Source organism: Mucilaginibacter ginsenosidivorax (genome assembly GCF_007971525.1).
Lineage (GTDB): Bacteria > Bacteroidota > Bacteroidia > Sphingobacteriales > Sphingobacteriaceae > Mucilaginibacter > Mucilaginibacter ginsenosidivorax.
The window spans coordinates 1,750,653-1,776,291 of record NZ_CP042437.1 but is presented as its reverse complement, the minus strand read 5'-3'; the positions used below and the strand labels follow the sequence as shown (position 1 = coordinate 1,776,291).

Annotated in this window: 24 protein-coding genes and 1 pseudogene; 15 read left to right on the top strand and 10 right to left on the bottom strand. The window is 42.8% G+C overall.

Annotation, left to right across the window (positions count from 1 at the left end):
• Nucleotides 1–18: 18 nt before the first annotated feature.
• The 3 genes from FSB76_RS07470 (at nucleotide 19) to vapC (ending at nucleotide 1,465) form a co-directional block, all read left to right on the top strand.
• Nucleotides 19–792: a hypothetical protein gene (locus FSB76_RS07470; protein ID WP_147052984.1), complete on the top strand. Its 774-nt coding sequence runs from the start codon at nucleotides 19–21 to the stop codon at nucleotides 790–792.
• 87 nt (nucleotides 793–879) lie between these two features.
• The gene (locus FSB76_RS07465) at nucleotides 880–1,059 is read left to right on the top strand and encodes a type II toxin-antitoxin system VapB family antitoxin (protein WP_147052983.1); all 180 of its coding nucleotides are present in this window, start codon (nucleotides 880–882) and stop codon (nucleotides 1,057–1,059) included.
• Nucleotides 1,052–1,465 carry a type II toxin-antitoxin system VapC family toxin gene (gene vapC / locus FSB76_RS07460; RefSeq protein WP_225976443.1) on the top strand — a complete coding sequence of 138 codons (414 nt, stop codon included), beginning with the start codon at nucleotides 1,052–1,054 and terminating at the stop codon, nucleotides 1,463–1,465. Before FSB76_RS07465 ends, vapC begins: the two co-directional genes overlap by 8 nt.
• Here the strand turns inward: vapC and FSB76_RS07455 are convergent, their stop codons facing one another.
• From FSB76_RS07455 to hemB, 7 genes are all read right to left on the bottom strand, one after another.
• Nucleotides 1,466–1,999 (bottom strand): CopD family protein, encoded by a 534-nt coding sequence (locus FSB76_RS07455; RefSeq protein ID WP_147052981.1) that lies wholly within the window; start codon nucleotides 1,997–1,999, stop codon nucleotides 1,466–1,468.
• 79 nt (nucleotides 2,000–2,078) lie between these two features.
• Nucleotides 2,079–3,104, bottom strand: coding sequence for a uroporphyrinogen decarboxylase (gene hemE / locus FSB76_RS07450; protein WP_147052980.1), 1,026 nt, complete (start codon nucleotides 3,102–3,104; stop codon nucleotides 2,079–2,081).
• A 142-nt stretch (nucleotides 3,105–3,246) separates the two neighbouring features.
• On the bottom strand, nucleotides 3,247–3,768 hold the full coding sequence (locus tag FSB76_RS07445) for a tetratricopeptide repeat protein (RefSeq protein WP_147052979.1): 522 nt from the start codon (nucleotides 3,766–3,768) through the stop codon (nucleotides 3,247–3,249).
• A gap of 3 nt (nucleotides 3,769–3,771) precedes the next feature.
• Nucleotides 3,772–4,479, bottom strand: a complete 708-nt coding sequence (locus tag FSB76_RS07440; RefSeq protein WP_090643161.1) for a response regulator transcription factor — start codon at nucleotides 4,477–4,479, stop codon at nucleotides 3,772–3,774.
• Between the two features lie 156 nt (nucleotides 4,480–4,635).
• Nucleotides 4,636–5,505 (bottom strand): sensor histidine kinase, encoded by an 870-nt coding sequence (locus FSB76_RS07435; protein WP_147052978.1) that lies wholly within the window; start codon nucleotides 5,503–5,505, stop codon nucleotides 4,636–4,638.
• A gap of 108 nt (nucleotides 5,506–5,613) precedes the next feature.
• Entirely contained in the window at nucleotides 5,614–6,984 is a 1,371-nt protein-coding gene (gene hemL / locus FSB76_RS07430) for a glutamate-1-semialdehyde 2,1-aminomutase (protein WP_192910136.1), read from the bottom strand.
• A gap of 154 nt (nucleotides 6,985–7,138) precedes the next feature.
• On the bottom strand, nucleotides 7,139–8,110 hold the full coding sequence (gene hemB, locus FSB76_RS07425; RefSeq protein ID WP_147052977.1) for a porphobilinogen synthase: 972 nt from the start codon (nucleotides 8,108–8,110) through the stop codon (nucleotides 7,139–7,141).
• A 189-nt stretch (nucleotides 8,111–8,299) separates the two neighbouring features.
• On the opposite strand from hemB, the gene FSB76_RS07420 reads away from it, so the two are divergent.
• On the top strand, nucleotides 8,300–9,238 hold the full coding sequence (locus FSB76_RS07420; RefSeq protein WP_147052976.1) for a DNRLRE domain-containing protein: 939 nt from the start codon (nucleotides 8,300–8,302) through the stop codon (nucleotides 9,236–9,238).
• Between the two features lie 37 nt (nucleotides 9,239–9,275).
• Here FSB76_RS07420 and hemC read toward each other — a convergent pair whose 3' ends face one another.
• Nucleotides 9,276–10,871 (bottom strand): hydroxymethylbilane synthase, encoded by a 1,596-nt coding sequence (gene hemC, locus FSB76_RS07415; RefSeq protein WP_147060909.1) that lies wholly within the window; start codon nucleotides 10,869–10,871, stop codon nucleotides 9,276–9,278.
• Nucleotides 10,872–11,039: 168 nt separating this feature from the next.
• Nucleotides 11,040–11,252 (bottom strand): hypothetical protein, encoded by a 213-nt coding sequence (locus tag FSB76_RS07410; protein ID WP_147052975.1) that lies wholly within the window; start codon nucleotides 11,250–11,252, stop codon nucleotides 11,040–11,042.
• 76 nt (nucleotides 11,253–11,328) lie between these two features.
• Here FSB76_RS07410 and FSB76_RS07405 point away from each other — a divergent pair, with 76 nt between their 5' ends.
• Nucleotides 11,329–12,327 carry an NAD(P)H-quinone oxidoreductase gene (locus tag FSB76_RS07405; RefSeq protein ID WP_147052974.1) on the top strand — a complete coding sequence of 333 codons (999 nt, stop codon included), beginning with the start codon at nucleotides 11,329–11,331 and terminating at the stop codon, nucleotides 12,325–12,327.
• Here the strand turns inward: FSB76_RS07405 and FSB76_RS07400 are convergent.
• Nucleotides 12,312–13,658: an SGNH/GDSL hydrolase family protein gene (locus FSB76_RS07400; protein ID WP_147052973.1), complete on the bottom strand. Its 1,347-nt coding sequence runs from the start codon at nucleotides 13,656–13,658 to the stop codon at nucleotides 12,312–12,314. The genes FSB76_RS07405 and FSB76_RS07400 overlap by 16 nt on opposite strands.
• A gap of 276 nt (nucleotides 13,659–13,934) precedes the next feature.
• On the opposite strand from FSB76_RS07400, the gene atpD reads away from it, so the two are divergent.
• The 10 genes and pseudogenes from atpD (at nucleotide 13,935) to FSB76_RS07350 (ending at nucleotide 25,608) form a co-directional block, all read left to right on the top strand.
• Entirely contained in the window at nucleotides 13,935–15,440 is a 1,506-nt protein-coding gene (gene atpD, locus FSB76_RS07395) for a F0F1 ATP synthase subunit beta (RefSeq protein WP_090643183.1), read from the top strand.
• Nucleotides 15,441–15,525: 85 nt separating this feature from the next.
• Nucleotides 15,526–15,780: an ATP synthase F1 subunit epsilon gene (gene atpC, locus FSB76_RS07390; RefSeq protein ID WP_090643187.1), complete on the top strand. Its 255-nt coding sequence runs from the start codon at nucleotides 15,526–15,528 to the stop codon at nucleotides 15,778–15,780.
• A gap of 526 nt (nucleotides 15,781–16,306) precedes the next feature.
• Complete coding sequence (ilvD, locus tag FSB76_RS07385) at nucleotides 16,307–18,019, top strand: dihydroxy-acid dehydratase (RefSeq protein ID WP_192910134.1); 1,713 nt, start codon at nucleotides 16,307–16,309, stop codon at nucleotides 18,017–18,019.
• A gap of 109 nt (nucleotides 18,020–18,128) precedes the next feature.
• A complete protein-coding gene (gene ilvB / locus FSB76_RS07380) occupies nucleotides 18,129–19,868 on the top strand; it encodes a biosynthetic-type acetolactate synthase large subunit (protein WP_147052972.1) in 1,740 nt (579 codons plus the stop codon).
• Between the two features lie 41 nt (nucleotides 19,869–19,909).
• Complete coding sequence (gene ilvN / locus FSB76_RS07375) at nucleotides 19,910–20,512, top strand: acetolactate synthase small subunit (protein ID WP_147052971.1); 603 nt, start codon at nucleotides 19,910–19,912, stop codon at nucleotides 20,510–20,512.
• A gap of 300 nt (nucleotides 20,513–20,812) precedes the next feature.
• A complete protein-coding gene (ilvC, locus tag FSB76_RS07370; RefSeq protein ID WP_147052970.1) occupies nucleotides 20,813–21,871 on the top strand; it encodes a ketol-acid reductoisomerase in 1,059 nt (352 codons plus the stop codon).
• Between the two features lie 158 nt (nucleotides 21,872–22,029).
• A complete protein-coding gene (gene leuC / locus FSB76_RS07365; protein WP_147052969.1) occupies nucleotides 22,030–23,442 on the top strand; it encodes a 3-isopropylmalate dehydratase large subunit in 1,413 nt (470 codons plus the stop codon).
• Between the two features lie 144 nt (nucleotides 23,443–23,586).
• A pseudogene (locus tag FSB76_RS32940) lies at nucleotides 23,587–23,996 on the top strand (GxxExxY protein).
• Nucleotides 23,997–24,113: 117 nt separating this feature from the next.
• A complete protein-coding gene (gene leuD / locus FSB76_RS07355) occupies nucleotides 24,114–24,704 on the top strand; it encodes a 3-isopropylmalate dehydratase small subunit (RefSeq protein WP_147052968.1) in 591 nt (196 codons plus the stop codon).
• Nucleotides 24,705–24,813: 109 nt separating this feature from the next.
• Nucleotides 24,814–25,608 (top strand): methyltransferase domain-containing protein, encoded by a 795-nt coding sequence (locus FSB76_RS07350; RefSeq protein ID WP_147052967.1) that lies wholly within the window; start codon nucleotides 24,814–24,816, stop codon nucleotides 25,606–25,608.
• The last annotated feature ends 31 nt before the right edge of the window (nucleotides 25,609–25,639 follow it).

Below are 25,639 nucleotides of genomic sequence, written 5' to 3'. Positions count from 1 at the left end.
TACGTATAACCTTATCGCATGCAATATTCAACCTTTTTTAAAAAACAATCAGCAGCTATTATCGATATTTACCAGGAGCGTTTCGCAAAAACTATCTGGCAGGCTGTTTTATTGACAGGCATTAGCTTTATAATAACGGCTGTAATTTCAAATTATACCCGGTATGATCAAAGTGCAAAAAACATCCCCGTAAGTGTATTAAGTTTTTTCAGTCTCCGTTTTAGTTTTAATGAAACTTATAGCATAGTTGATAATGCTAAGTCCATTTTTATTTTTTTCGTGTCCATTTTTTCAATTAGCCAGCCTGGGAAAGTAACGTTTAAGAATATAGCCTGCTTAGTCGCGATATTGTTTATATGTTGTTTGTTAGACCTGTCATTTTTCCAGTTAAAAGGACAACTGCACCACGGCATAGACAACCGGTATTTGGAAAGATGGAGCAGCGCGGTCATTTATATTTTAAGGCTTTACATGCCTTTAGTGTTATTTGCTTTAACCATCCAAATTTGTACTTCGGGGGCAAAGTTTAAGGCCAGGAACATTATTTTCCTGTTTATAACATTGTATTTTTTTAACGAGATGACTTTTTTAGTGATATCGTTGGTGAGGACTTGTGTTTTTGAACTGTTACTGTGCCAGTTTGATTCAAAAACATCACATTTTATTGCAGAAAGTATTTTAGGTGCCGGACTGATGGCATTGTTTGTTATAGGCTATCATTGTGCTATGGTTGGTCCTTTTGTTTTAGAGGAGGAGGCTGTAGAAGATGCGGAGGAAGGTTTTGATAGATAACATATAACTATGCTCTATTTGAATTGAGCAGTAATGATAAGGTTGTATTTTTAGATAAAATGTGTATCTTTATTGAAATTTGTGTGTATGAGAACAAATATTGATATCGATGATGTGTTGATGGCAAAGGCAAAAAAATTAAGCAACTTAAAGACTAAAAAAGCCATAATTGAACAGGCATTAAAACTTTATGTTACGCTTGAAAATCAACAGAAACTCGCTGAATTGTGGGGCAAGGTTGAAATAGATGACAAAGCTTTTGAATAAGGAGATTTTTTTAGTTGATACATCGGTATGGGTCAACTTTTTTAAGGGAATTGAAACAGAATCCAGTAAGTTTTTAATAAGCAACCTGAATAACATTATTATTGCTACTTGTCCCACTATAGTTCAGGAGATGTTACAGGGTGTAACATCAAATGTTAGTGAACGCATAGTTAAATCACATTTTGATAATTTGACTAAACTCCATGAAGATGCTTATGATATGGCAGTAAAAGCTGCGGAATTATACCGAGATCTTCGAACAAAGGGAGTAACAATTCGCAAACCCAATGATTGCTTAATAGCGATTTATGCTATGAGTAATAAGCTTACTTTATTACACGACGACAGGGATTTTCAATTCATAGCCCAACACTCATCGTTGAAAGTAATGAGCTTTCATGAATGATTATCTCTTCTCCCTGAACCGCTTATAAATTTTCACCGCAATCATTAATATCACACCCAGCGATACTATTCCCACAACCCCAAATATCCAGCTTAAGCCATCTTTTTTTACTGCAAGAAATACTATTGCGAAAAGTAAAATGGTGGCCAACTCATTCCATAGGCGTAATTGGGTTGATGTCCATTTAAAAATACCTTTGCGCATCTGCTTCATTTTGTGCTGGCAAATGTAGTGGTAAATTATAAGCCCGATAACAAAACCAAGTTTTATCGGCAGCCAGGCCATCAGCATAAAGCCAGGTTTTATACATACCATGGTTGTTCCGGCAGCCAGCACGATAAACATGGAGGGCACAGCAATGATATACCATAGCTTCTTCTCCATAACCTCGAACTGGGCCGATAGGATACTGCGGTCTGGCTCGGGCTTGGCTTGTGCCTCGGTATGGTAAATAAACAGGCGCACCATATAAAATAGTCCCGCCATCCAGCAGACTACAAAAATGATATGTATGGCGAGAACGTATTCGTACATGAAGCCCCCTAACCCCCTAAAAGGGGGATTTTTTTATTTGTATTTTTAATTACCCGACTATGGTTCCCCCTTTAGGGGGTTAGGGGGCGTATTCCTTTATAATATCTACCGCGTATTTCACATTATCAAACGGGATATCGGGCATAATGCCGTGGCCCAGGTTGAAAATGAAGCCGGGCTCATCCTTCATCCGGTCGAACAGGCGGTATATGCGGTCTTTAATTACTTTTTTATCGGCGTATAATATATGCGGATCAAGGTTACCTTGCACGGCTACACCGGCAGGTAAACGTTTTTTGATGTCCAGCAAATCAACATTCCAGTCTATCGATACCACGTCCGGCTTAGCCTCGGCCATTAACGGCGCAAAAACCGAGCTGCCTTTGCAGAACGATATCACCGGGATATCCTTACGATTAAGCTTGCTGATGATCTGCTGGATGTAGTAATGGCTAAACTCTTTATAATCATCCCACGCCAAAGCCTGCGCCCAGCTATCAAAGATTTGTACCGCGTTTACGCCGGCTTCAATCTGGAGGTTCAAGTAGTTGGCTGTAACAGTTGCTATTTTTGATAACAGCTGATGGGCCATTGCCGGCTCATTGTGCAGCATCAATTTGGTGAGCTTAAAATCTTTCGACGACCCACCTTCAACCAGGTAGCTCATCACAGTAAATGGCGCCCCTGCAAAACCAATTAGCGGGATGCTGCCATTTAAACGCTGCTGAATCACTTTAATGGCATCGGCAACATACTGTAATTTATCGCCTACATCGGTTTGCAGGTTATCAATATCTTTTTGTGTACGTACAGGGTTAGCAAACTTAGGGCCTGTGCCGGCATTGAAACTCAAATCGCCGCCCATGGCTTCGCCTGTAACCAGTATGTCCGAAAACAGGATGGCGCCATCAATGCCTAATAAATTAACCGGCAGCATGGTAACATCGGCGGCAAGCTCCGGTGTTTTGCACATTTCCAAAAAGGAATACTTGTTTTTAATGTCCCAATATTCTTTCATGAAACGGCCTGCCTGGCGCATCATCCACACCGGTGGCCGTTCTGTTTTTTCGGAAAAAGCTGCTTTTATTAATAACGAATCTCTCATATCTTTTAGAAGAGAGCAAAAGAGTCAAGAATCAAGAGTCAAGAATTAAGACTTTTTTATGGCGTTGCGATTAGTTGAGTTACTTTACGCATCATGTTTTTTGGTCTTGATTCTTGATTCTTAACTCTTGATTCTATATACTCTATTTTTGTTTAATCTCTTTGTGAAGTTTGTTTATAACATCCTTCATTTTGGCGGTAATTTTATCGGCATGCTGCTCGGCCAATTGCAGGTAGGCTTTGGCTTTATCATAATCATTATGCCTTATACTTATATTGGCCACCGTAACCAACGCGGCTACATGATCGTTTACAGACCGAAGCGGGTATTGGGCTGCAATCTCATAATGTTGTTCGGCTGCTTTAAAATCCTGTTTTTGCACACAAATACCGCCGTAAATAAATTCATAATAACCCCGGCGCTTTTTACTAAGCCATTCGGGTTTGCTGATCTCTTTTAATGAGGCCTCTGCCTTGTCAAATTCCTTATGATGAAAATACTTGGCCGCAACCACCAGGGTTCCCTGTTTAAAGTAATCCCATATTAGCAACAAAATCATCAAAACAGCAACGGCCGCAAGCTCATAAATGCGCAGGTACAGCAGCAAGCCTAACGACAGTAGGAAAACAAATGCAATAAATATGCGCACCCGGTTACTGAACATTAATTAGTGCTGATTATCGGTAAATTTATAGCCTACACCACGGATAGAGTGAAAATAAACCGGGTTTTTAGGATCTGGTTCAAAGTACTTGCGGAAGGTTAGGATAAAGTTATCGATAGTACGGGTTGATGGGTATACATCATAGTTCCAAACAGTTTCCAATATCTGCTCGCGCGATACGGCATCGTTACGGCGCTCAATTAAAAGCTTCAGTAACATGGTTTCTTTTTTGGTAAGCGGCGTGATAGAACCATCTTCATTCACCAGCTCAAACGAGTTAAAGTGGATGGTTTTTTCGCCTATTTTGTAGCTGTTAAACTCTTTTAGGTCATCGCCTTTCAGGCTGCGTTTTACCAGGTTGTTTACCCTTAAAATAAGCTCTTCCAGGTTAAACGGTTTGGTTAAATAATCATCGGCACCTTTTTTTAGGCCCGAAATTTTATCCTCATTGGTGTTTTTGGCTGTAAGAAACATGATAGGCACCTCGGTATTTTCAAGGCGGATGGTTTCTGCAACCACAAAGCCGTCAATTTCGGGCATCATTACATCTAATATAACCAGGTTAAAACGCTCCTCTTTAAACAACTGCAAAGCCTTTTTACCATTTTTAGCTGTCGAAACTTTATAACCTTCCAGCTCAAGGTTAAGTTTAATGGCTTCCAACAAATGCTCTTCGTCTTCGGCTAATAGAATTCTTTTTTTGTTAGGCATCGTCTGACTCATAATTTTAATACGCTAATTTGATAAGCACTAATTCACACTAATTAAATCGAATTACACGAATCACTATTCAAGTTATTTACCTATATCACTATTCAAGCTATATAAGCAGATTAGTGAAATTCGATATAATTCGTGCAATTCGTGTTATCCAAATACAACTTCAAAAATACTACCAGCGGGGCGGTTGTCTTTCACCTTAATACTGGCATGGTGCTTATCCAGCACCTCTTTTACTATATACAAACCCAGGCCGGTTCCCTTGGTATTGCGGGTTTCCTCGCTGCCCACACGGTAAAAACGGTCAAAAATACGGGCTTTTTCGTTATCGGCTATGCCAATGCCCTGGTCGGCCACCTCCAGGTATACCTTATCATCTTTTGAAAATAACTTAACAACCACTGCCGAGCATGGGCTGGAATATTTTACAGCATTCTCGATTAAATTGGTTACCACAGATGTAAGCGCAAACTTATCGCCGGTGATTTCAATTTTGGGTTCAATCTCGGCATCGATGATCATTTGGTTGCAATCGCATTTGCTTATTTGCAAACGGTTTACAATGCTATCTACCAAAACCGAAAGGTTAAAGCTGGCTTTAGGAAAGGTGTATGATTGGTTTTCGATTTTGGAGGCCAGTAACATATTCTCAACCATATCATCCAGGCGCTCAACATCATTCAACGATTTTTCTATAAAATCAAGCACTTGTTCCCTGGTCAGGTTACGCTTCTGAATGGTTTGCAGCAGGATTTTTATAGATGCCAGCGGCGATTTCAGTTCGTGTGTTACCGAAAGCAAAAAGTTCTTTTTTTGCTCCTGTAACTTACGTTCCTTATTGATGGTTTTATGCAGGCTAACAGCGCCCAGCGTAAAAACCAATATAAACATCGATCCTTCGCACAGTACCATGCTGATTGGCCTTGCATGCGGTGTTACCAGCATGTACCCCCACCATACCAGCTGAGCAACGGCGTAGATGATGAGTGCGTAAAAAATTACAAATGTCCTTTTCATAAACCAGAGCCCCCTCTAAATCTCCCCCGGTAGGGGAGACTTTTTGTTTTTTATCTAATTTTACCCCTTTTTTAAGCCCCTCCCTACCGGGGAGGGTTTGGGTGGGGCTTATTTGTTACTAAAAACCAAATCTAAGCTATCAAAAATAGCGCGTTTGGTTTTTTCTAAATCAATTTTGGTATGGGCCGATGATATAAAACCAACTTCGTAGCCTGATGGACCCAGGTAAATACCCCGGTTTATCAGTTCGCGGTGGAATTTTTTAAATTTTTCCATGCTTGCTGCATCAATATCTTCGGCTTTACGAATATACTCTTTATCTGTAAAAGCAAACCAGAATATCGATCCGACACCAAAAACCTTAAATTTATAGTTGCGGGCTGTAGCAAAACGCTGTATAGCCTCGGTAAATTCTTCTCTCTTATTATTAAGGTCGCGGTAAAAGCCCATGCGCAAAAGCTCGGTCAGCTGGGCAATACCTGCAGCCATAGCTACCGGGTTGCCAGATAATGTACCGGCCTGGTAAACACCGCCATCGGGCGATACATTACCCATAATTTCGGCCGATGCGCCATAGCAGCCAACAGGCAAGCCACCGCCAATGATTTTGCCATAGGTAATAATATCGGGCTTAATCTGGTAGTAACCGGCCGCACCTTCAAAACCAACCCGGAAACCCGAGATTACTTCATCAAATATCAATAGTGTGCCGTTTTGGGTGCAGATATCACGTAAAAATTGCAGGTATTCTTTTTCCTGTAACAGCAAGCCGTTATTGGCTGGGATAGGCTCGATGATGACGGCTGCAATCTGGTCTTTAAATTCATTAAAAGCCAGGGTAAGGGCTTCCTTATCGTTCAGGGATACTACGATGGTTTCATCAACAAAGGCCTTTGGTACGCCTGCAGACGAAGTTTCGCCAAAGGTAACCAGGCCCGATCCTGCCTTAACCAGCAAAGCATCGGTATGGCCGTGGTAGCAGCCTTCAAATTTCAGGATCTTATCGCGTTTGGTATAACCACGGGCCAGCCTGATGGCCGACATAACCGCTTCGGTACCTGAACTTACAAAACGCAGTTTTTCAATAAATTTATTGTTCTTCAGGATTAGTTCGGCCAGTTCATTTTCCAAAGCGGTTGGTGCGCCAAACGACATGCCGTTTTGCATCACTTCAATAACCTTCTCCCGTACTTTGGTATTGTTATGACCAAGGATGAGCGGCCCCCATGAGCAACAGTAGTCAATAAACTCGTTGCCATCGGCATCCCAAATGTGGCTGCCATCGCCTTTTTGAATAAACAAGGGCGTGCCATATACCGATTTAAACGCCCTCACGGGAGAGTTAACCCCACCCGGAAAGTAAGTTTTGGCCCTGGCATAAAGCTCGGCACTTTTCTCCCTGCTAATATCAGGCTTCCCCGTAGTATTCACCGGTTCATTAGCCTCGCCCGAAAACATCTTTTTTATTGAATCTAACATTTTTATATTTTTTCCAACCGTCATTGCGAGGTACGAAGCAATCCCCGATTTGCAAATCCGCCCTGTATAGTTCGGGATTGCTTCGTACCTCGCAATGACGGCGTATTATAGTATTTTTTGCCTTTCAGCTTTCGCCTTTAACCTTTTATCCCTTCTAAAGCCATTTATTTTCCAAAACTTCCTTAGCATGATAAGTCAATATCGCGGTTGCGCCTGCCCGGCGGATACTGGTAAGCACCTCGGTTATGGCACGCTGCTCGTTGAGCCAGCCGCGTTGTACGGCTGCTTTTATCATGGCATATTCGCCGCTTACGTTGTATGCGGCTACAGGTAGTTCGGTATTATCTTTTATTAACTTAATCACATCCAGGTAGGGCAGGGCTGGTTTTACCATTAAAAAATCGGCCCCTTCCAACTCGTCTAAATTGGCCTCTATCAACGCCTCGCGCTGGTTGGCAGGGTTCATCTGGTATGTTTTTTTATCACCAAACTTGGGTGCCGAATTTAAAGCATCCCTAAACGGACCATAAAAAGCGCTTGCATACTTGGCCGAATATGACATGATAGAAACGTTGGTAAAGCCATTTTGGTCCAATACATTCCTGATATATCCCACGCGGCCATCCATCATGTCCGATGGGGCAATAATATCGGCACCGCATTGTGCATGTGCCAAAGCCATTTTGCCTAAAACTTCCAGTGTTTCGTCGTTCAATATTTCGCCGTTTTTAACAATGCCGTCATGGCCATCGCTGCTGTAGGGGTCCATCGCCACATCAGTAACAACACAAGCCTCCGGAAAGTTCTTTTTAACTTCACGAATAGCGCGCAGGTACAGGCTTTCTTCGCGGTAGCTTTCGGTAGCCATGGTATCCTTCAGGGCTTCATCAATATTGGGGAACAAATCAAATGATTTTAAACCCAGCTTCATGCAGCTTTCAATTTCGCGCAGTAAGTTATCTACAGAGTACCGGTAAATACCCGGCATTGATGCTACTTCGCTTTTTTGGTTCTCGCCATCGATAATAAACAGGGGGAATATCAAATTGGCCGCGCTTATGTGCGTTTCCTGCACCATTTGGCGTATTACTTCACTTTTACGGTTTCTACGTGGTCGTTGTAACATGTTATAGTTGATGCCCCGGTTTCGGAAATTACCTTACCAGCCGGTGGAGCGCAAAGTTATATAAACCCTTACAATTATGTACGCTATAAACTCATTAAAGGTAATTTATGGCGTAAGGATGATTTTACAGAAATGTTTGTACAAGCAAAATATTTTATAGCTTTATATCACCTAACTGTCTGATAAGCAATGAAAACTCATAAATTGATCCCTGTAACCGGGCTGATAGTCTTTTTTGCCCTGGCTGCCTGCCAAAAGAACACCGTAACCCCTACAGTTCAAAAAGTTGTAGCGAAGGCCGAACCCGACGTAACCATAACGTTACCAAAAGATTCGGTGCTGTTGACCGGAACTGATGGCAACCCGGCTGATGTGGCAGTAGGCTATTTGTGGAGCCAGATTTCGGGACCTGGCGAGGCTTCTATCGTGAATGAAAGCTCGGCATCGGCAACTGCAAAACATCTTGTTGAGGGGAAATATTTGTTTCAATTTATGGTTATTGATAACAATGGCCTTAGCGGAGTTGATACTGTTGGCGTGATTGTAAAAGGGCCTACTATAACAACGCTGGATCTTTCGCCAACCAATAATCCTAATGAAACCAATGTTGGTATCTATAACGGTCAGGATGCCAGTAACCATACATCGATAGAAGAACCGCTTTGCGCGTGGACCATCAATTTTATACCCATCACGGTGCGTAATTTATTAAAATTTGACCTGAGCAGTATTCCGGCTAACGCCACTATCACTTCTGCGCAGCTTTATCTATATTCAGATACGATACCCAAAAACGGCGACCTGGTGCATGCAAACTCGGGTACCGATAATTCTTTTGTGGTACAGCAGGTGGCAACAGATTGGAGCACCGCAAGCGTAACCTGGTTTAACCAGCCGGCAGGGTTAACAGCCAACCAGGTAATATTGCCAAGTACAAATCAGCCTTTTTTGAACATGAATATCAATGTAAAAGATATGGTAAGCTCAATGGTGAGCAGTAACGCTAATTACGGGTTTAAGTTATTTGTGCAGAATGAAGTTTTGTATACCTGCCGGATATTCTGTTCGAGCTACTACAGCGACCCTTCGAGACATCCCAGGTTAATAGTGAAGTATATTAAACATTAAATATGCGGACCATCAATAGCATGGTCCACATATTTTTTTAACACCTGTTGGTTAAACAGGTTGTTCCAAAAACGGCTTCGGCCAGGCCTACTTCGTCGGGCGAAAACGGTAATGTGTACCGGGTGCCCATTTCGTCGAATTTTTTGCCTGTTGATTTACCAATGGCAATTACCTGCTGGTTGGGTTCTAACAGGTTATCCTGAAAATACGCCTCAACGTTGGATGGGCTTGTAAAAACCAGTACATCGGCGCCGGTTCCTTCTACGTCTTCTTCAATTACGGTTTCGTATACTGTAAGGTCAATTATTTTGGTTTCGGCAGATAAACCTTGTTGTATGCTGCGTAATGAGCCTTCGGCGCCGGGGAATAATACTTTAGTGCCGTTGGCCAAAGCCGCAAAATCTGCCGCAACCTCGGCGGTATCGCCGCTTTCGCCAACATAAGCTGCAAAGTAGCCATTACGGCGCAGTGTATCTTCAGATCCCGAGCCCATTACGCCAAATTTTACTTTTGAGGGCAATTGCGGTTTTAGCGCAAAGAAATATTCTACCGCATTTTTACTGCTGAAAAATATCCAGTTGATATCTCTTAAAATATAAGGATCAAGCTTGTTGATAACGGGTACGGTGCGGATAAGCGAACGGGCATCTATATTAATACCATGTTTTTCCAATGCCTTGCGGAAATAGCTTTGCTCCGAAAGATCGCGGGTTATAAATACGCTTTGTGCCAGTTTGCGATTGGTATCAAACATAGCTACAACTTTTTGGGCAAGGCCCTCCGTAGTATCCGATTTCAGGAACACCCTATCAGGGAATTCATCACCTTCATTGGCTTTTGATGTAAATACCTGGTATACATCATCCTCCTTGCGGCAATAGCAGCCCAGAGGCAGGTGACAGCCGCCGCCAAATAGTTTTAAAACGGTACGTTCAACAGCCAATTCCTCGGCTACATCCGCGTGGTGCAGCGCTTGCATGGCTTCAAAAAGTTCCTGGTCGGCTTCACGTATCTGTATGGCCAAAGCGCCCTGTGCAGGTGCAGGGATTAGCTCGGCAGGGGTTAGTTCCTCTACGTGAAACTCGCTTAAATCGATGTTTAAACGGCTTACACCAGCCTTGGCCAGCATAATGGCATCATACTTTTCGTCGCGCAGTTTGCCTATGCGGGTAGGTACATTGCCACGTAACTCTTCTATCTCCAGGTCGGGGCGGTAAGCCAGTAACTGGGCCTTGCGCCTGTTGGATGATGTGCCAACAATAGCTCCGTATTTAACAGATAACTTTTGATGTACATCTACACAATCTTTCAATATCAGCAACAGTTCAGATGGGTCTTCCCGTTCTGAAACTGCTGCGATGATGAGTCCCGGAGGGTTTTCGGTCGGCAAATCTTTATGCGAGTGTACCGCAAGGTCGATGGAGCCGGCTAATAATTCTTCTTCTAATTCTTTGGTGAAAAAGCCTTTACCTTCCAGCTTATCAAAGCTGAGGTTGAGGATACGGTCGCCCTGTGTTTTAATGATCTTTAACTCGGCGGTAATGTTGATGGCGGCAAGGCTATCTTTTACAAAATTAGCCTGCCACAGCGCTAATTCGCTGCCACGTGTTCCTATTATCAGTTTTCTGTCCAAAAGAATGATTGTTTGCAGGCGCAAATTTAATTTTTTATCAGCATGATAAGGTACAACAAGCGCACGAATTTTTTCTGATTGCAAGAATATGACGGTTTTGGGTGTGGTTAACATCAACCACAAACGTTATTTGTTAAGATCCTGATATCGTAGTTGGAGCAAAGATTGCTACTGATAGATTTTAAATTTATCTTTTATAGCTTCTTCAATTTTTGTAGGTAGTTTTGAATTTTCCTTTACAACTACATTTAGCCAATTACTTTCACCATTGGAGATAATATTTACATAGTCAATAATGCCACTATTAGTTTCTTCAAAAAAAGAATAATAATCGCTTTCTATTTGATTCAATGCCTCTTGTACTAACTGAATTCTTTCCATATTTTTATTTGTTTGAGTTTTAAATACTATCAATCAGCTAAAGTAAGGTTCTCTTTGAATACTTCTATACATCAAAATGAAAGCAGTTATTATAACCCGGCCCGGCGATCCGTCGGTTTTACAGGTACAGGAAAGGCCGGAGCCTGCTTATGCCGATAACGAAGTATTAATTAAGGTTATGGCCGCGGGTGTTAACCGCCCGGATGTTTTTCAGCGAAAGGGTAATTATCCGCCACCTGCCGGCGCGCCACAAGATATTCCTGGTTTAGAAATTGCGGGTGTTGTTGTTGCTATAGGTGCAACCGTAACCCATTTGATGGTTGGCGATAAAGTTTGCGCCCTGGTTGCAGGCGGCGGTTATGCCGAATATTGTAATGCCCCCGAAGAACAATGCCTGCCGATACCCGAGAATCTTTCATTTACAGAAGCTGCCTCGCTGCCCGAAACTTTTTTTACCGTTTGGAGCAACGTATTTGATCGTGCAGGGTTAAAGGATGGCGAAACATTACTGGTTCATGGCGGTTCAAGCGGTATTGGCGTTGCCGCTATACAAATGGCCAAAGCGCTGGGGCATACTGTTTATGTAACTGCCGGATCAGCAGATAAATGCCGCTTTTGCGAGGCTTTGGGTGCGGCAAAAGCAATTAACTATAAAACAGAAAACTTTGCCGATGTTATTAATGATATAACCGCCGGCAAAGGCGTTGATGTGATACTGGATATGATAGGTGGCGACTATACCACAGGCAATATTAAATCGCTGGCGGTTGAAGGGCGGCTGGTGCTTATTAACGCCATGAATGGCAGCAATGTGCAAATTGACCTTGCCCAGGTGATGCGAAAACGGCTCGTAATTACCGGCTCGATGCTGCGCTCACGCGAGGTAGAGTTTAAGGGGGCTATTGCCCACAAGTTAAAAGCCATTATTTGGCCGTTGCTGGCATCGGGCAAAATTAAGCCTATTATAAACGCTGTTTTCCCTGCCTCTGAAGCCGAAAAAGCCCACCAACTTATGGAAAGCAGTGGGCATATTGGAAAAATAGTGCTTGATTTTGACTATCAGTTTGCGCTGTAATCAGATAGTTTGGCTTCTTTTAAAGTGGTGCCATACTTTGCGTTGGTAACCGCAACATACATATTGGCCAAAATGGCGTTGCCGCGCGGGCTTAAATGCACACCATCTAATGAAAACAACCCGCCGGTTAAATAATTTGATGAAACAGAGATGCCTTGAACAGTAGTGCCTTTTTTAACGTCATTAAAAAAGGCGTAGGCATCAAATAGCGCAAGCGCCTTGGTTGATGCCAACGTGCGGATAGAGGTGTTATAAGCGGTAATGTAATCAGATGCGATAGTTTTTTCGTTAACATCAAGTATCCACTTGTTTTCGATAGGGGCATAGGGCGATAAGCCATAATACTGTGCTCCGTGTGTTGTGGAAACCTGCTTGCCTATTTGCGAAACATTAAGGCTTAACAATAATAAGTCTGCCGAAGTCGCCGCACGAACCTCGTAACCATCCTGGCCAACATCTATACTTTGTTTTGCCTCGATATATAATTTATCAAAGGTGGGACTGATCACTTTTGCCTTAGTTAATATATCGGCCAGCTTTGTTGCTGTAAAAAAAGGTAGGGCGCTTACGTCCGGAATGGTAGTTAAAACACCCTTTGCCCCATTGGCTGTTAATTTGTTAACCAGCAGGGTATATGATGTATTAAACGTTGTTTTGTCTGTTAAGGCCAATGGTTTTACCCCGCCGCCTGCGGCATAACCAAAAACATCATTGGTGCCCAAATTAAGGGTGAAAAACCCGAATGGCTTACTGGTAATAAAATCAACATAACTGGTGTTATTTGCAGGAGCGTTAAGTGGCAGCAATCTTTCAAAATACCGGTTTGTGTTGCCGGTTTGTGTATTGCTTATATCGGCTACTTTTAACCCGGCTACGCCAAAATTGTCATTATCGCCGGTGAACTTACTAAGTAATTGCATGGTGCCCGAGCCACTTATATTAATACTTCCCCGAATAGCAGTTTTTAAAGTATCTCTTACAATTAAAGGCTGGCCGTTGGCGTCGGTCCCTTTTAGCTCCATAAAGCCGGTGCCATTCATCTGGGCTATGCTAAACAACGGCTGATTAAATGTTTTTAGGCCCGAACCTTCCAGGCTGCCTGCAAAAATATTAGGGAAAGAGTTGTAAATTCCCCAATTATATAAGCCGTCGTTGGTATAACCGGCAGTTTGTGAATCGCCTATGGCGATGTAACGGCTGTAAAAGCCGGTATTGGTAGTCGGCGTGCTTCCGCTTGTCTCTGCCTTTTTTTCCGGGCCAATTGTGGTGTCAAGTTTGCATGCCGAAAAAAACAGCAATGCCGAAAAAAATAAAACCCCCGCTAATCTCATAACTCGTTGTTTTGGTAATTAATAGTATATATATTTAATTAGGAGTTATTTTTACGAGATAACTATTTGTATTGTTGCGCAATACGACTAATATTTTAACAATTATTAGGATGGATTTTTTTTATTTAGCTATGCCACTTAAAAATCAATTCTAAATGTTGACTTTCTATTTTAAAATTGGGATAGAAACTTTATCTTTGCGCCTCTGAAATAGCATCTTATATTTTACAAGCAGGATACTATTAAAAAGGAAAATTCTTAAACACCAGGTTATATATGCCAAACATTGGAAAAATATCACGGATCATCGGTCCGGTAGTTGACGTAAGTTTCGCTGATGACGCTCATCTCCCTAAAATTTATGACGCGTTAGAGATCACGAAAGATAATGGCCAAAAAATCATTTTAGAAGTTCAGCAGCATTTAGGTGAAGATCGTGTACGCGCGATTGCGATGGATTCAACAGACGGATTGCTACGCGGCATGAAAGTTTTGGATTTGGAATCGGCTATCAAAATGCCAATTGGCGAAAACATTAAAGGCCGTGTATTTAACGTAGTAGGCGATGCTATCGATGGTATACCTGATCTTGACAAAACCAATGGCCGCCCTATCCACAATACCCCTCCACGTTTCGAGGATTTATCTACCGAAACTGAAGTATTGTTTACCGGTATCAAAGTAATTGATTTGCTAGAGCCTTATGTAAAAGGTGGTAAAATTGGTTTGTTTGGTGGTGCCGGTGTAGGTAAAACAGTATTAATTCAGGAGCTTATCAACAACATCGCGAAAGCTTATGCAGGTTTATCTGTATTTGCAGGTGTTGGCGAGCGTACACGTGAAGGTAATGACCTTTTGCGCGAGATGCTTGAAGCAGGCATTATAAAATATGGTGATGCATTTATGCATTCAATGGAAGAAGGTGGCTGGGATCTATCTAAAGTAGATACCGAAATGATGAAAGATTCAAAAGCAACCTTCGTGTTCGGTCAAATGAACGAGCCTCCTGGTGCACGTGCACGTGTAGCTTTATCAGGCTTAACTATTGCCGAGTATTTCCGCGATGGTGATGAGGATGGCAAAGGTCGCGATATCCTTTTCTTTATCGACAACATTTTCCGCTTTACACAAGCAGGTTCTGAAGTATCAGCGTTATTAGGTCGTATGCCATCTGCGGTAGGTTACCAGCCAACACTGGCAACAGAGATGGGTACCATGCAAGAGCGTATTACTTCAACCAAACGTGGTTCAATTACATCTGTACAGGCCGTTTACGTACCTGCGGATGACTTGACCGACCCTGCACCGGCAACAACATTTGCCCACTTAGATGCAACAACCGTACTTTCACGTAAAATTGCAGAGCTTGGTATTTACCCTGCTGTGGATCCATTGGATTCTACATCACGTATCCTTAGCCCGGCTATTTTGGGTGATGAGCATTACAATACTGCTCAACGCGTTAAAGAAACCCTGCAACGTTACAAAGAGCTCCAGGATATCATCGCCATCCTGGGTATGGACGAATTATCTGAAGAAGATAAACTGGTTGTATCACGCGCACGCCGTGTTCAGCGTTTCCTTTCTCAGCCGTTCCACGTTGCCGAGCAGTTCACCGGTTTAAAAGGTGTATTGGTTGACATTAAAGATACCATCAAAGGTTTCAACATGATCATGGACGGCGAAGTTGATGAGTACCCAGAAGGTGCATTCAACTTAGTTGGTAGCATTGAAGATGCCATTGAAAAAGGCAAAAAATTATTGGCAGAAGCTAATAACTAATAGAATCAAGACATAAGAATCAAGAATCAAGAGAAGAGAAAAAAAGTCTTAACTCTTGATTCTTGATTCTTGAATCTAAATAAAAATGACTTTAGAAATTCTTACTCCCGATAAAAAGATCTACGAGGGCGAAGCCACATCGGTTACCGTACCTGGTACCTTGGGATTATTTGAAATATTAAACCACCATGCGCCTATCATATCAACCTTACAGGATGGTAAACTGGTTGTACGTGGAGGCAACGCCGGTAAAGAAGAAGTGTTTTTTATCAAAGGCGGCGTAGTTGAAGCATTAAATAATAAGGTCATTATTTTAGCCGAAGGAATTCTGCATAAATAAACTATACCCTTATTTTTCAGAAAAAACGTCCGGGTATAGCACCCGGACGTTTTTTTTTTGGTTGAATTTTTTTCTTAACAAGGTTGTTTTTATCGAAGGAATAAAGAAGATAGAATTGCGTATGTCAAATGGCAAATTCAAAAAATAATGTAGTATACGGCATCTGCATATCTGCACATCTGAAACCTGTACATTTAAAGGCATATTTAAAAAACTTTTTCAGTCACCAACCCCATTTCAGGAAGAAAATCGGCAATTTACTATGCATGCATAAAATATGTACCGAATACCGTTTTGAACTTTGGTCTATTTTGTTAAAAATTATGTTCTTTTAATTATTGTTAATTCGTAATTTTATATTGTTAAATTAATAAATTAAGATATATTATACTTTTTGAAAAAATAAATCCTGACTATTGTTATTCGCGGTTGCTATATCTACCTTACGTTTATTGATTCGAGCAATCATATAAACCTGGTCAACAACAAGAATATTTTATAAAAACTTCTATCATACCAAATAAAAATGAGTTCATCATCAGATACTACAGCGGCTATAGAATTGAATAAGTATAGCAAAACTTTTACCCAGGATCCAACACAGCCGGCCGCCCAGGCCATGCTTTATGGTATTGGGTTAACAGACGATGATATGCGCAAAGCCCAGGTTGGTGTGGCAAGTATGGGTTACGATGGTAACACTTGTAACATGCACCTGAACGATTTGGCTAAGATAGTTAAACAAGGTATCTGGGATGAGGATATGGTAGGCCTTATATTCCATACCATTGGTGTAAGTGATGGCATGAGTAATGGTACCGAAGGTATGCGCTACTCGTTAGTGAGCCGCGATATTATCGCCGATTCTATTGAAGCAGTTACAGGCGCACAGTATTATGATGGTTTAATTACTTTGCCTGGTTGCGATAAAAACATGCCAGGCTCTGTTATGGCTATGGGGCGTTTAAACCGCCCGTCAATTATGGTATATGGCGGTACTATTAAACCAGGCCATTGGAAAGGCGAAGATCTGAACATTGTATCGGCATTTGAGGCTTTAGGCAAAAGGATGGCCGGTACTATTGAGGATGTTGATTTTATGGGCATCATTAAAAATGCCTGCCCAAGCGCGGGCGCATGCGGTGGTATTTATACAGCTAATACAATGGCCGCAGCTATTGAAGCTTTAGGAATGAGTTTGCCTTACTCATCATCAAACCCGGCATTAAGCGAAGATAAAAAAGCGGAGTGCCTGGCAGCAGGCAAGGCTATCAAAATATTGCTGGAGAAAGACATCAAACCATCAGACATCATGACCCGCGAGGCATTTGAAAATGCGATGGTGATTATTATGGTATTGGGCGGCTCAACCAATGCAGTATTGCACCTGATTGCGATGGCCAAAAGTGTTGATGTTAAATTAACCCAGGACGATTTCCAAACAGTAAGTAACCGTATCCCGGTATTGGCCGATATGAAACCAAGCGGTAAATACATGATGGAAGATTTGCACAACATTGGCGGTGTGCCGGCTGTAATGAAATACTGTTTGGCGCAAGGCTGGTTACATGGCGATTGCCTTACTGTTACCGGTAAAACAATTACCGAAAACCTGGCAGATGTGCCCGAACTGGAGTTTGATACACAAAAAATTATATGGCCGGTTGAAAAACCTGTTAAAGCTACCGGTCACTTACAGATACTTTACGGCAATATTGCCGAGGGTGGCAGCGTAGCCAAAATTACCGGTAAAGAGGGTACCCATTTTGAAGGCCCTGCCCGCGTGTTTGATGGCGAGTTTGAACTGATACATGGCATACAAAGCGGCCGAGTCAAAAAAGGTGATGTGGTGGTTATCCGCAACGTAGGCCCTAAAGGCGCGCCCGGTATGCCCGAAATGCTTAAGCCAACATCGGCCATTTTTGGTGCAGGTTTAGGCAGCTCGGTAGCATTAATTACCGACGGGCGCTTTAGCGGCGGCACACACGGTTTTGTGGTGGGCCACATCACCCCCGAAGCTTTTGACGGGGGCGCCATCGGCTTAATTAACGACGATGATAAAATTATTATTGATGCAACAACAAATACCATCAATGTAATACTATCCGACGAAGAAATGGCAGCACGTAAAGCCGCCTGGAAACAGCCCGCTTTAAAAGCAACCAAAGGTTTATTATACCGTTACGCCAAAACAGTTAGCTCGGCTGCTGAAGGTTGCGTAACAGACGAAATGCCTTAAGAGGTGGTACGTATGACGTTTTAAGTTGTACGTGAATAAAAGAACAAAATATTAAATAAAACAAGACGTAGAACGTAAAACGTTCAACGTAAAACAAAAATAAGCGGTTATGGAAGCTATACAAGAAGTACTTACTGAAACAAAACCTACAGAAACCATTGTTGAAGTTTCAGGATCGGTAGCATTATTGGAGGCATTGATTGTTGAAGGTGTTGATACCATCTTCGGCTATCCGGGTGGTGCAATTATGCCCATTTATGATGCTTTGTTTGATTACAATGATAAGCTGAACCATATCCTGGTCCGCCATGAGCAGGGGGGGATACATGCGGGGCAGGGTTATGCGCGTACATCCGGTAAAGTGGGTGTTGTGTTTGCAACCAGCGGCCCCGGTGCAACTAACCTGGTAACAGGCCTGGCCGATGCCCAAATTGATAGCACACCATTGGTATGTATCACCGGCCAGGTTTTCGCGCACCTTTTAGGTACCGATGCTTTCCAGGAAACCGATGTAATTAACATTACTACCCCGGTAACCAAATGGAACTACCAGGTAACTGATGCTAACGAGATTCCTGAAGTGATTGCCAAGGCATTTTACATTGCCAAAAGCGGCCGCCCCGGACCGGTATTGATCGATATTACAAAAAACGCGCAGATCCAGTTATTTAACTATAAAGGTTATACACCCTGCAATCATATCCGCAGCTACAGGCCAAAGCCAATAGTTAGGCCGCAGTATATACAGGAAGCCGCTGCCTTAATTAACCAGGCTAAAAAACCTTTTATCCTTTTTGGGCAAGGCGTAATTTTGGGCAGTGCCGAGCAGGAGTTTAAGACTTTTGTTGAAAAAAGCGGTATTCCTGCAGCGTGGACTGTTTTAGGAGCTGGTGCCATCCCTACAGATCACCCTTTAAATGTGGGTATGCTGGGCATGCACGGTAACTACGGCCCCAACGTATTAACTAACGAATGCGATGTGTTAATTGCCATAGGTATGCGTTTTGACGACCGGGTAACCGGCCGCCTTGATAAATATGCCAAACAGGCAAAAGTTGTGCACCTGGATATCGACCCGGCCGAGATTGACAAAAACGTAAAATCGACCGTACCTGTTTGGGGCGATTGTAAAGAAACCTTGCCCTTGCTTACTGCCCTGGTTGATGAAAAACAACATACCGAATGGCTGGCAAAATTTAATGATTACACCCGCCAGGAGGTAGAACAGGTAATTGAAAAAGAACTTAACCCAACTACGGCCGAAATGACCATGGGCGAGGTTATTAAACAATTAAATGAAATAACTAAAGGTGAAGCCGTAATTGTTACCGACGTTGGCCAGCACCAGATGGTGGCTTGCCGTTACGCGCAGTTTAACAACACCCGCAGCAACGTTACCAGCGGCGGCCTTGGTACTATGGGCTTTGCATTACCGGCCGCTATAGGCGCTAAATTTGGCGCTCAGGACCGTACCGTAGTAGCTATTATTGGCGATGGCGGTTTCCAGATGACCTGCCAGGAATTGGGTACTATTATGCAAAGCGGCATCGATGTAAAAATCATCATCCTGAATAACCGTTTCCTGGGTATGGTAAGGCAATGGCAGGAATTGTTTAACTCGCGCCGTTACTCGTTTGTTGACATCCAAAGCCCCGATTTTGTGGCCCTTGCAGCAGCGTACCGAATCCCCGGTAAAGTAATTGACGACCGTAAGGATCTTCCATCGGCATTAAATGAAATGCTGAGCAACAAAGGGTCATTCCTTTTAGAAGTAATGGTTACCAAAGAGAATAACGTATTCCCGATGGTACCGCAAGGTTGCAGTGTAAGCGAGATCAGGTTAAAATAAGCCCCCTAACCCCCTGAAGGGGGAACTAAAAAAAAGAAATCATGACCCAGGATACAGAAAAACAGGAATTTAATATCACGGTTTATACAGAAAACCAGATTGGTTTATTAAACCGGATAGCTATTATATTTACGCGCCGTAAAATCAATATTGATAGTTTGAATACTTCTCCATCTGAGATTGAAAGCATTCACCGCTTCAATATTGTGATCACCGAATCGGAAGATGTGGTACGCAAGCTTACCCGCCAGATAGAAAAACAGGTTGAGGTATTAAAATGCTATTATCATACCAACGAAGATGTGATTTGGCAGGAAATGGCGTTATATAAAGTATCGACAGACGTAATTGCAGAAAAGGTAAGCGTTGAGCGCTTGTTGCGCGAAAATGGCGCCCGCGCGGTAGTGATCCGTAAAGATTACACCGTGTTTGAAACCACCGGTCACCGCGAAGAAACAGATAACCTGATCAGTATTTTACAGCCATACGGCCTGATTGAATTTGTACGCAGCGCCCGTGTTGCAATTATTAAAGATAGTGACGGATTTAACCGTAAATTGCGCGAGTTTGAACGCCTTGAACCGGGCGAAGACGTTATTGAGAACGAATATTTAAACCAGGGACAAAAAGTATTTACGATGTAAGTTTTGAGGTGAAAGGCTAAAGCTGAAAGGCAAAAGGTCGGCTGCCCAATGGAATAGTTAAACCAATGTTCTAAAATACCGTCATTGCGAGGTACGAAGCAATCCCAAACTATGTGGGACTTAGCGCATCGGGGATTGATTCGTACCTCGCAATGACGGGTAGATAGCCTAAAAAATTAATAATAATCAAAATCGGTGAAATCATCCTTAATCGGTGAAATCCCAACTTTAATATAAACTTTAACAATAAAATCGGTGAAATCATTCTTAATCGGTGAGATCACAAAAAATCAAAAAACAATGGCAAAATTAAATTTCGGCGGTACCGAAGAAAATGTGGTTACCCGCGATGAGTTCCCTTTATCAAAAGCTCAGGAAGTACTAAAAGATGAAGTTGTAGCAGTAATTGGCTATGGCGTTCAAGGTCCGGGCCAGGCGCTAAACCAAAAAGACAATGGCATCAACGTTATTGTTGGTCAGCGTAAAGGCACCAAAACCTGGGACAAAGCTGTAAGCGATGGCTTTGTACCGGGCGAAACCCTTTTTGAAATTGAAGAGGCTTTACAAAGAGGAACAGTAATTTGCTACTTATTAAGCGATGCTGCCCAGATAGCTTTATGGCCAACTGTAAAAAAACACCTTACTCCGGGTAAAGCGTTATACTTCTCTCACGGGTTTGGTATCACTTTTAACGAGCAGACAGGCATCGTTCCTCCTGCCGATGTTGACGTATTTTTGGTTGCTCCTAAAGGTTCGGGTACTTCATTACGCCGTATGTTCCTGCAAGGCCGTGGTTTAAACTCAAGCTACGCAATCTTCCAGGATGCTACAGGTAAAGCGTTTGAGCGTGTAATTTCATTAGGTATTGCTGTTGGTAGCGGTTACTTATTTGAAACCAACTTCAAAAAAGAAGTATACAGCGATTTAACCGGCGAGCGTGGTACGCTGATGGGCTGTATCCAGGGTATCTTCGCTGCTCAGTACGAAGTATTGCGTAGCAATGGCCACACGCCATCTGAAGCTTTCAACGAAACAGTTGAAGAGTTAACCCAATCATTAATGCCTTTAGTTGCAGAAAATGGTATGGATTGGATGTATGCAAACTGCTCAACTACAGCACAACGTGGTGCTTTAGATTGGTGGAAAAAATTCCGTGACGCTACTAAACCAGTATTTGAAGACCTGTACAAAAGCGTTGCAACCGGTTTTGAATCACAACGTTCTATCGATTCAAACAGCCAGCCTGATTACCGCGAGAAATTGGATGCCGAACTGAAAGAATTACGCGAAAGCGAATTATGGCAAGCCGGTAAAACCGTACGCAGCTTACGCCCTGAAAACCAGGTTGTAGAAGCATAATAAAAAGGTGAAAGCCGAAAGGTAAAAGGCGAAAGCTTTTAAAACAAACTCACCACACGTCATTGCGAGGTACGAAGCAATCCCAAACTATGCAGAGCGGATTTGCAAATCGAGGATTGCTTCGTTCCTCGCAATGACGTTACTAAAGAAATACTAATATGGGACAAACATTATTTGATAAAATTTGGGATGCGCACGTCGTCAGTAGCAACGAGGGTTTTCCGGATATTTTATACATCGACACACACTTCATACACGAGGTAACCAGTCCGCAGGCATTTGATGGTTTGCGTACACGGGGGTTACCGGTTTTCAGGCCAAAACAAACCGTGGCCACTGCCGATCATAACGTTCCTACAATTGATCAGCACCTCCCGATAAAAGAAGAACTTTCCCGTTACCAGGTTGATATGCTCACCAAAAACTGTGCAGAATTTGGTATCGAGCTTTATGGTTTAGGTCATCCTTTCCAGGGTATTGTGCACGTAATTGGGCCCGAGCTGGGTATTACCCGTCCCGGTGGTACTTATGTTTGCGGCGATAGCCATACTTCAACCCACGGCGCCTTTGGTGCCATAGCGTTTGGTATAGGTACCTCGCAGGTTGAGCAGGTAATGGCCACCCAGTGTTTACTGCAATCGCGCCCAAAACGCATGAAAATTGAAGTAAACGGCAAGTTGCAAAAAGGTGTTGGCGCTAAAGATATTATCCTGTACATCATTTCAAAGATCTCGGCCGCAGGCGGTACAGGTTATGCTGTGGAGTATGCAGGCGATACCATCCGCGCGTTGAGTATGGAAGGCCGCATGACCATCTGTAACATGAGCATTGAGATGGGTGCCCGTTGCGGATTGATAGCCCCCGATGATACAACTATTGAATATGTAAAAGGCCGCGAATTTGCCCCTAAAGGCGAAGAGTGGGACAAAGCAGTAGCTTACTGGAAAACTTTATACTCTGACGAAGATGCTCTGTTTGATGAAGTATTATCCTTTAAAGCCGAAGATATTGAGCCAATGATTACCTACGGAACAAACCCCGGTATGGGCATTGGCGTTACACAACACGTTCCCGAAACGGCTTCATTTGAGGCAAAAGAACAGGGATCATACAAAAAAGCCCTTGATTACATGGGCCTGCATGATGATGAACAATTATTAGGCAAACCTATTGATTATGTGTTCATCGGCAGCTGCACCAACTCGCGCATAGAAGACCTGCGCCAGGTGGCCGAATTTGTAAAAGGCAAACACAAGGCAGATAACGTTACCGTATGGGTAGTTCCAGGCTCTAAACAAGTACAGGAACAAGCTATCCGCGAAGGACTGGATAAAATATTTAACGAGGCCGGCTTCCCGCTCCGCGAACCAGGCTGCAGCGCATGTTTAGGCATGAACGAAGACAAGATCCCGGCAGGTAAATACTGCGTATCCACCTCAAACCGTAACTTCGAAGGAAGACAAGGGCCAAACAGCCGTACCTTTCTGGCCAGCCCGCTCACAGCGGCAGCAAGTGCAATTACGGGGAAGGTGACGGATATAAGGAGCTTTTTGTCTGAATCAGTTGTCTGAACCGGAATTAAACGAATTTATTGAATTAACAGAATTTTAAAAGTCGCTTCAATAATGTTTGAACCAGAATTACACGAGTTTTAATAATTCTAAAATTCGTGTAATTCCAAAATTCGGCAAATTCCGGTTCAGAAAAATTACAAAATGGACACCTTTAAAAAGACGCCCGAAGAATTTAAAGATTGTACAAGCCGAATTATTGGTTGTGCAATGCGGGTTCATTCTTTTTTGGGTAACGGCTTTCAGGAAGCGATATATCAAAGAGCCTTAGAAATAGAAATGGCTTTAGAAGGTCTGGTGTTTACAAGAGAGATGGAAATGCCAATCTTTTACAGAAATGAGCAGATCGGCACGAGACGGGTTGATTTTTTGTAGAGGGTGAGATAATGGTGGAACTGAAAGCTATTATTTTATTAGAGGATGTTCACCTTGCACAAGGCATTAACTATCTCGAAGCGTACAATATCAAAACAGGTTTACTTATAAATTTTGGAAGTAAAAGCCTGCAGTTTAAAAGATTGTTGAATAAAAAATATAAACCGGAGGGTGTCTGAACCGGAATTAAACGAATTAATTGAATTTTCAGAATTCTAAATATCAACTCAAAAAAATTCTAAAATTCGTGTAATTCTAAAAATTCGACAAATTCCGGTTCAGAAAAAAGAAACATTATGAGTACCAAAATATTCAAACACATACAAACCAGCGTGGTGCCTTTGCCTATCGAGAATATCGATACGGACCAGATTATCCCTGCGCGGTTTTTGAAGGCCACTACCCGCGAGGGATTTGGCAATAACCTGTTTCGCGATTGGCGTTTTGACGAGAATGATAATCCTAAACAGGATTTCGTACTTAACAACCCAAATTACAGCGGCAAGATCCTGGTTGCAGGTAAAAACTTCGGTTGCGGCAGTAGCCGCGAGCATGCGGCCTGGGCTATAGCAGATTATGGCTTTGATGCTGTGGTAAGCAGCTTTTTTGCCGATATTTTTAAAGGCAACGCCCTGAACAATGGCTTGCTGCCCGTACAGGTGAGCGAAGATTTTTTAAAGAAGATCTTCGACGCGGTTTATGCCGATGAGCATGCTGTAGTTGAGATTGACCTGGTAGACCAGTTCATCCGCCTGGTGCCAACCGGCGAGCAGGAAAGCTTTGAGGTTAACCCCTACAAAAAAGCCTGCATGACCAATGGCTACGACGATATCGACTACATCCTGAGCAAAAAGGAATTGATAGCCGAATTTGAGAGCGAGAGGTAAAAGCTGAAAGGCAAAAGGCTCCAAAAAAGGTAAAAACTGAAAGGTTAAAGGCGAAAGGCAAAAAAAGCCCCGGCCGACAAGACCAATGAACTAATGAACCAGTGAACCAATGAACAAAACAATTCACAGAGAAGGTAAAGGCACCGCCAAGTTATTTGACGAACGTAGTTTGGCTAATGACTATGCAACGCTGACGTCTGCACTCAAGCCTGGTCTGCGGGTTTTGGATGTGGGTTGTGGTACGGGGGCGATATCTAAAGATATAGCTGCCAAAGTAGGTGATACTGGTCACGTCACGGGCATTGATAATACCGAGTTCTTTATCCAAAGCGGAAAGGAAACTTATGCGGATGTTAAAAATCTCGATTTGATTTATACCGACTTGTTTGCTTACGAGCCGGAAGGGCAATTCGACCTGATTGTGGCGGCAAGGGTTTTACAATGGTTAAACAACCCGGTAGAGGCCTTAAAAAAAATGTACTCGCTGTTAAAACCGGGTGGTACGGTATCTATATTAGATTATAACCACGAAGCGCTGGAATGGCAACCGCAACCGCCGCCAAGCATGCTGCGGTTTTATGCCACCTTTTTGAGATGGCGCGGTGATGCCGGTATGAACAACCACATTGCCGAAGACCTGCCCGGATATTTTGAGGAAGCCGGCTTTATCAACATTGCGGAGTTTAACGCCGACGAGGTTTACCAAAAAGGCGAAGAAAACTTTACCAACAAAGCAGGCATCTGGGCTAAAGTAGCCATGTCGAAACAAATGGTAGAGGAAGGCTATATTGACGACGAACTGCGCCTGCTGGCTATCGATGAATACACCGAATGGGTAGCAACCGATGCCGGGCGCATGGTAATGAAACTAAAAGAAATACGCGGCATAAAACCGCTATCATAATATTAAACTATAACAAAACATTCCCCCTTCA

What these genes read in the sequence shown, in the direction of transcription:
- FSB76_RS07470 (WP_147052984.1), top strand. Translation starts at nt 19, where the DNA reads ATGCAATATTCAACCTTTTTTAAAAAACAATCAGCAGCTATTATCGAT.
- FSB76_RS07465 (WP_147052983.1), top strand. Translation starts at nt 880, where the DNA reads ATGAGAACAAATATTGATATCGATGATGTGTTGATGGCAAAGGCAAAA.
- FSB76_RS07455 (WP_147052981.1), bottom strand. Translation starts at nt 1,999, where the DNA reads ATGTACGAATACGTTCTCGCCATACATATCATTTTTGTAGTCTGCTGG.
- hemE (WP_147052980.1), bottom strand. Translation starts at nt 3,104, where the DNA reads ATGAGAGATTCGTTATTAATAAAAGCAGCTTTTTCCGAAAAAACAGAA.
- FSB76_RS07445 (WP_147052979.1), bottom strand. Translation starts at nt 3,768, where the DNA reads ATGTTCAGTAACCGGGTGCGCATATTTATTGCATTTGTTTTCCTACTG.
- FSB76_RS07440 (WP_090643161.1), bottom strand. Translation starts at nt 4,479, where the DNA reads ATGCCTAACAAAAAAAGAATTCTATTAGCCGAAGACGAAGAGCATTTG.
- FSB76_RS07435 (WP_147052978.1), bottom strand. Translation starts at nt 5,505, where the DNA reads ATGAAAAGGACATTTGTAATTTTTTACGCACTCATCATCTACGCCGTT.
- hemL (WP_192910136.1), bottom strand. Translation starts at nt 6,984, where the DNA reads ATGTTAGATTCAATAAAAAAGATGTTTTCGGGCGAGGCTAATGAACCG.
- hemB (WP_147052977.1), bottom strand. Translation starts at nt 8,110, where the DNA reads ATGTTACAACGACCACGTAGAAACCGTAAAAGTGAAGTAATACGCCAA.
- FSB76_RS07420 (WP_147052976.1), top strand. Translation starts at nt 8,300, where the DNA reads ATGAAAACTCATAAATTGATCCCTGTAACCGGGCTGATAGTCTTTTTT.
- FSB76_RS07410 (WP_147052975.1), bottom strand. Translation starts at nt 11,252, where the DNA reads ATGGAAAGAATTCAGTTAGTACAAGAGGCATTGAATCAAATAGAAAGC.
- FSB76_RS07405 (WP_147052974.1), top strand. Translation starts at nt 11,329, where the DNA reads ATGAAAGCAGTTATTATAACCCGGCCCGGCGATCCGTCGGTTTTACAG.
- FSB76_RS07400 (WP_147052973.1), bottom strand. Translation starts at nt 13,658, where the DNA reads ATGAGATTAGCGGGGGTTTTATTTTTTTCGGCATTGCTGTTTTTTTCG.
- atpD (WP_090643183.1), top strand. Translation starts at nt 13,935, where the DNA reads ATGCCAAACATTGGAAAAATATCACGGATCATCGGTCCGGTAGTTGAC.
- atpC (WP_090643187.1), top strand. Translation starts at nt 15,526, where the DNA reads ATGACTTTAGAAATTCTTACTCCCGATAAAAAGATCTACGAGGGCGAA.
- ilvD (WP_192910134.1), top strand. Translation starts at nt 16,307, where the DNA reads ATGAGTTCATCATCAGATACTACAGCGGCTATAGAATTGAATAAGTAT.
- ilvB (WP_147052972.1), top strand. Translation starts at nt 18,129, where the DNA reads ATGGAAGCTATACAAGAAGTACTTACTGAAACAAAACCTACAGAAACC.
- ilvN (WP_147052971.1), top strand. Translation starts at nt 19,910, where the DNA reads ATGACCCAGGATACAGAAAAACAGGAATTTAATATCACGGTTTATACA.
- ilvC (WP_147052970.1), top strand. Translation starts at nt 20,813, where the DNA reads ATGGCAAAATTAAATTTCGGCGGTACCGAAGAAAATGTGGTTACCCGC.
- leuC (WP_147052969.1), top strand. Translation starts at nt 22,030, where the DNA reads ATGGGACAAACATTATTTGATAAAATTTGGGATGCGCACGTCGTCAGT.
- leuD (WP_147052968.1), top strand. Translation starts at nt 24,114, where the DNA reads ATGAGTACCAAAATATTCAAACACATACAAACCAGCGTGGTGCCTTTG.
- FSB76_RS07350 (WP_147052967.1), top strand. Translation starts at nt 24,814, where the DNA reads ATGAACAAAACAATTCACAGAGAAGGTAAAGGCACCGCCAAGTTATTT.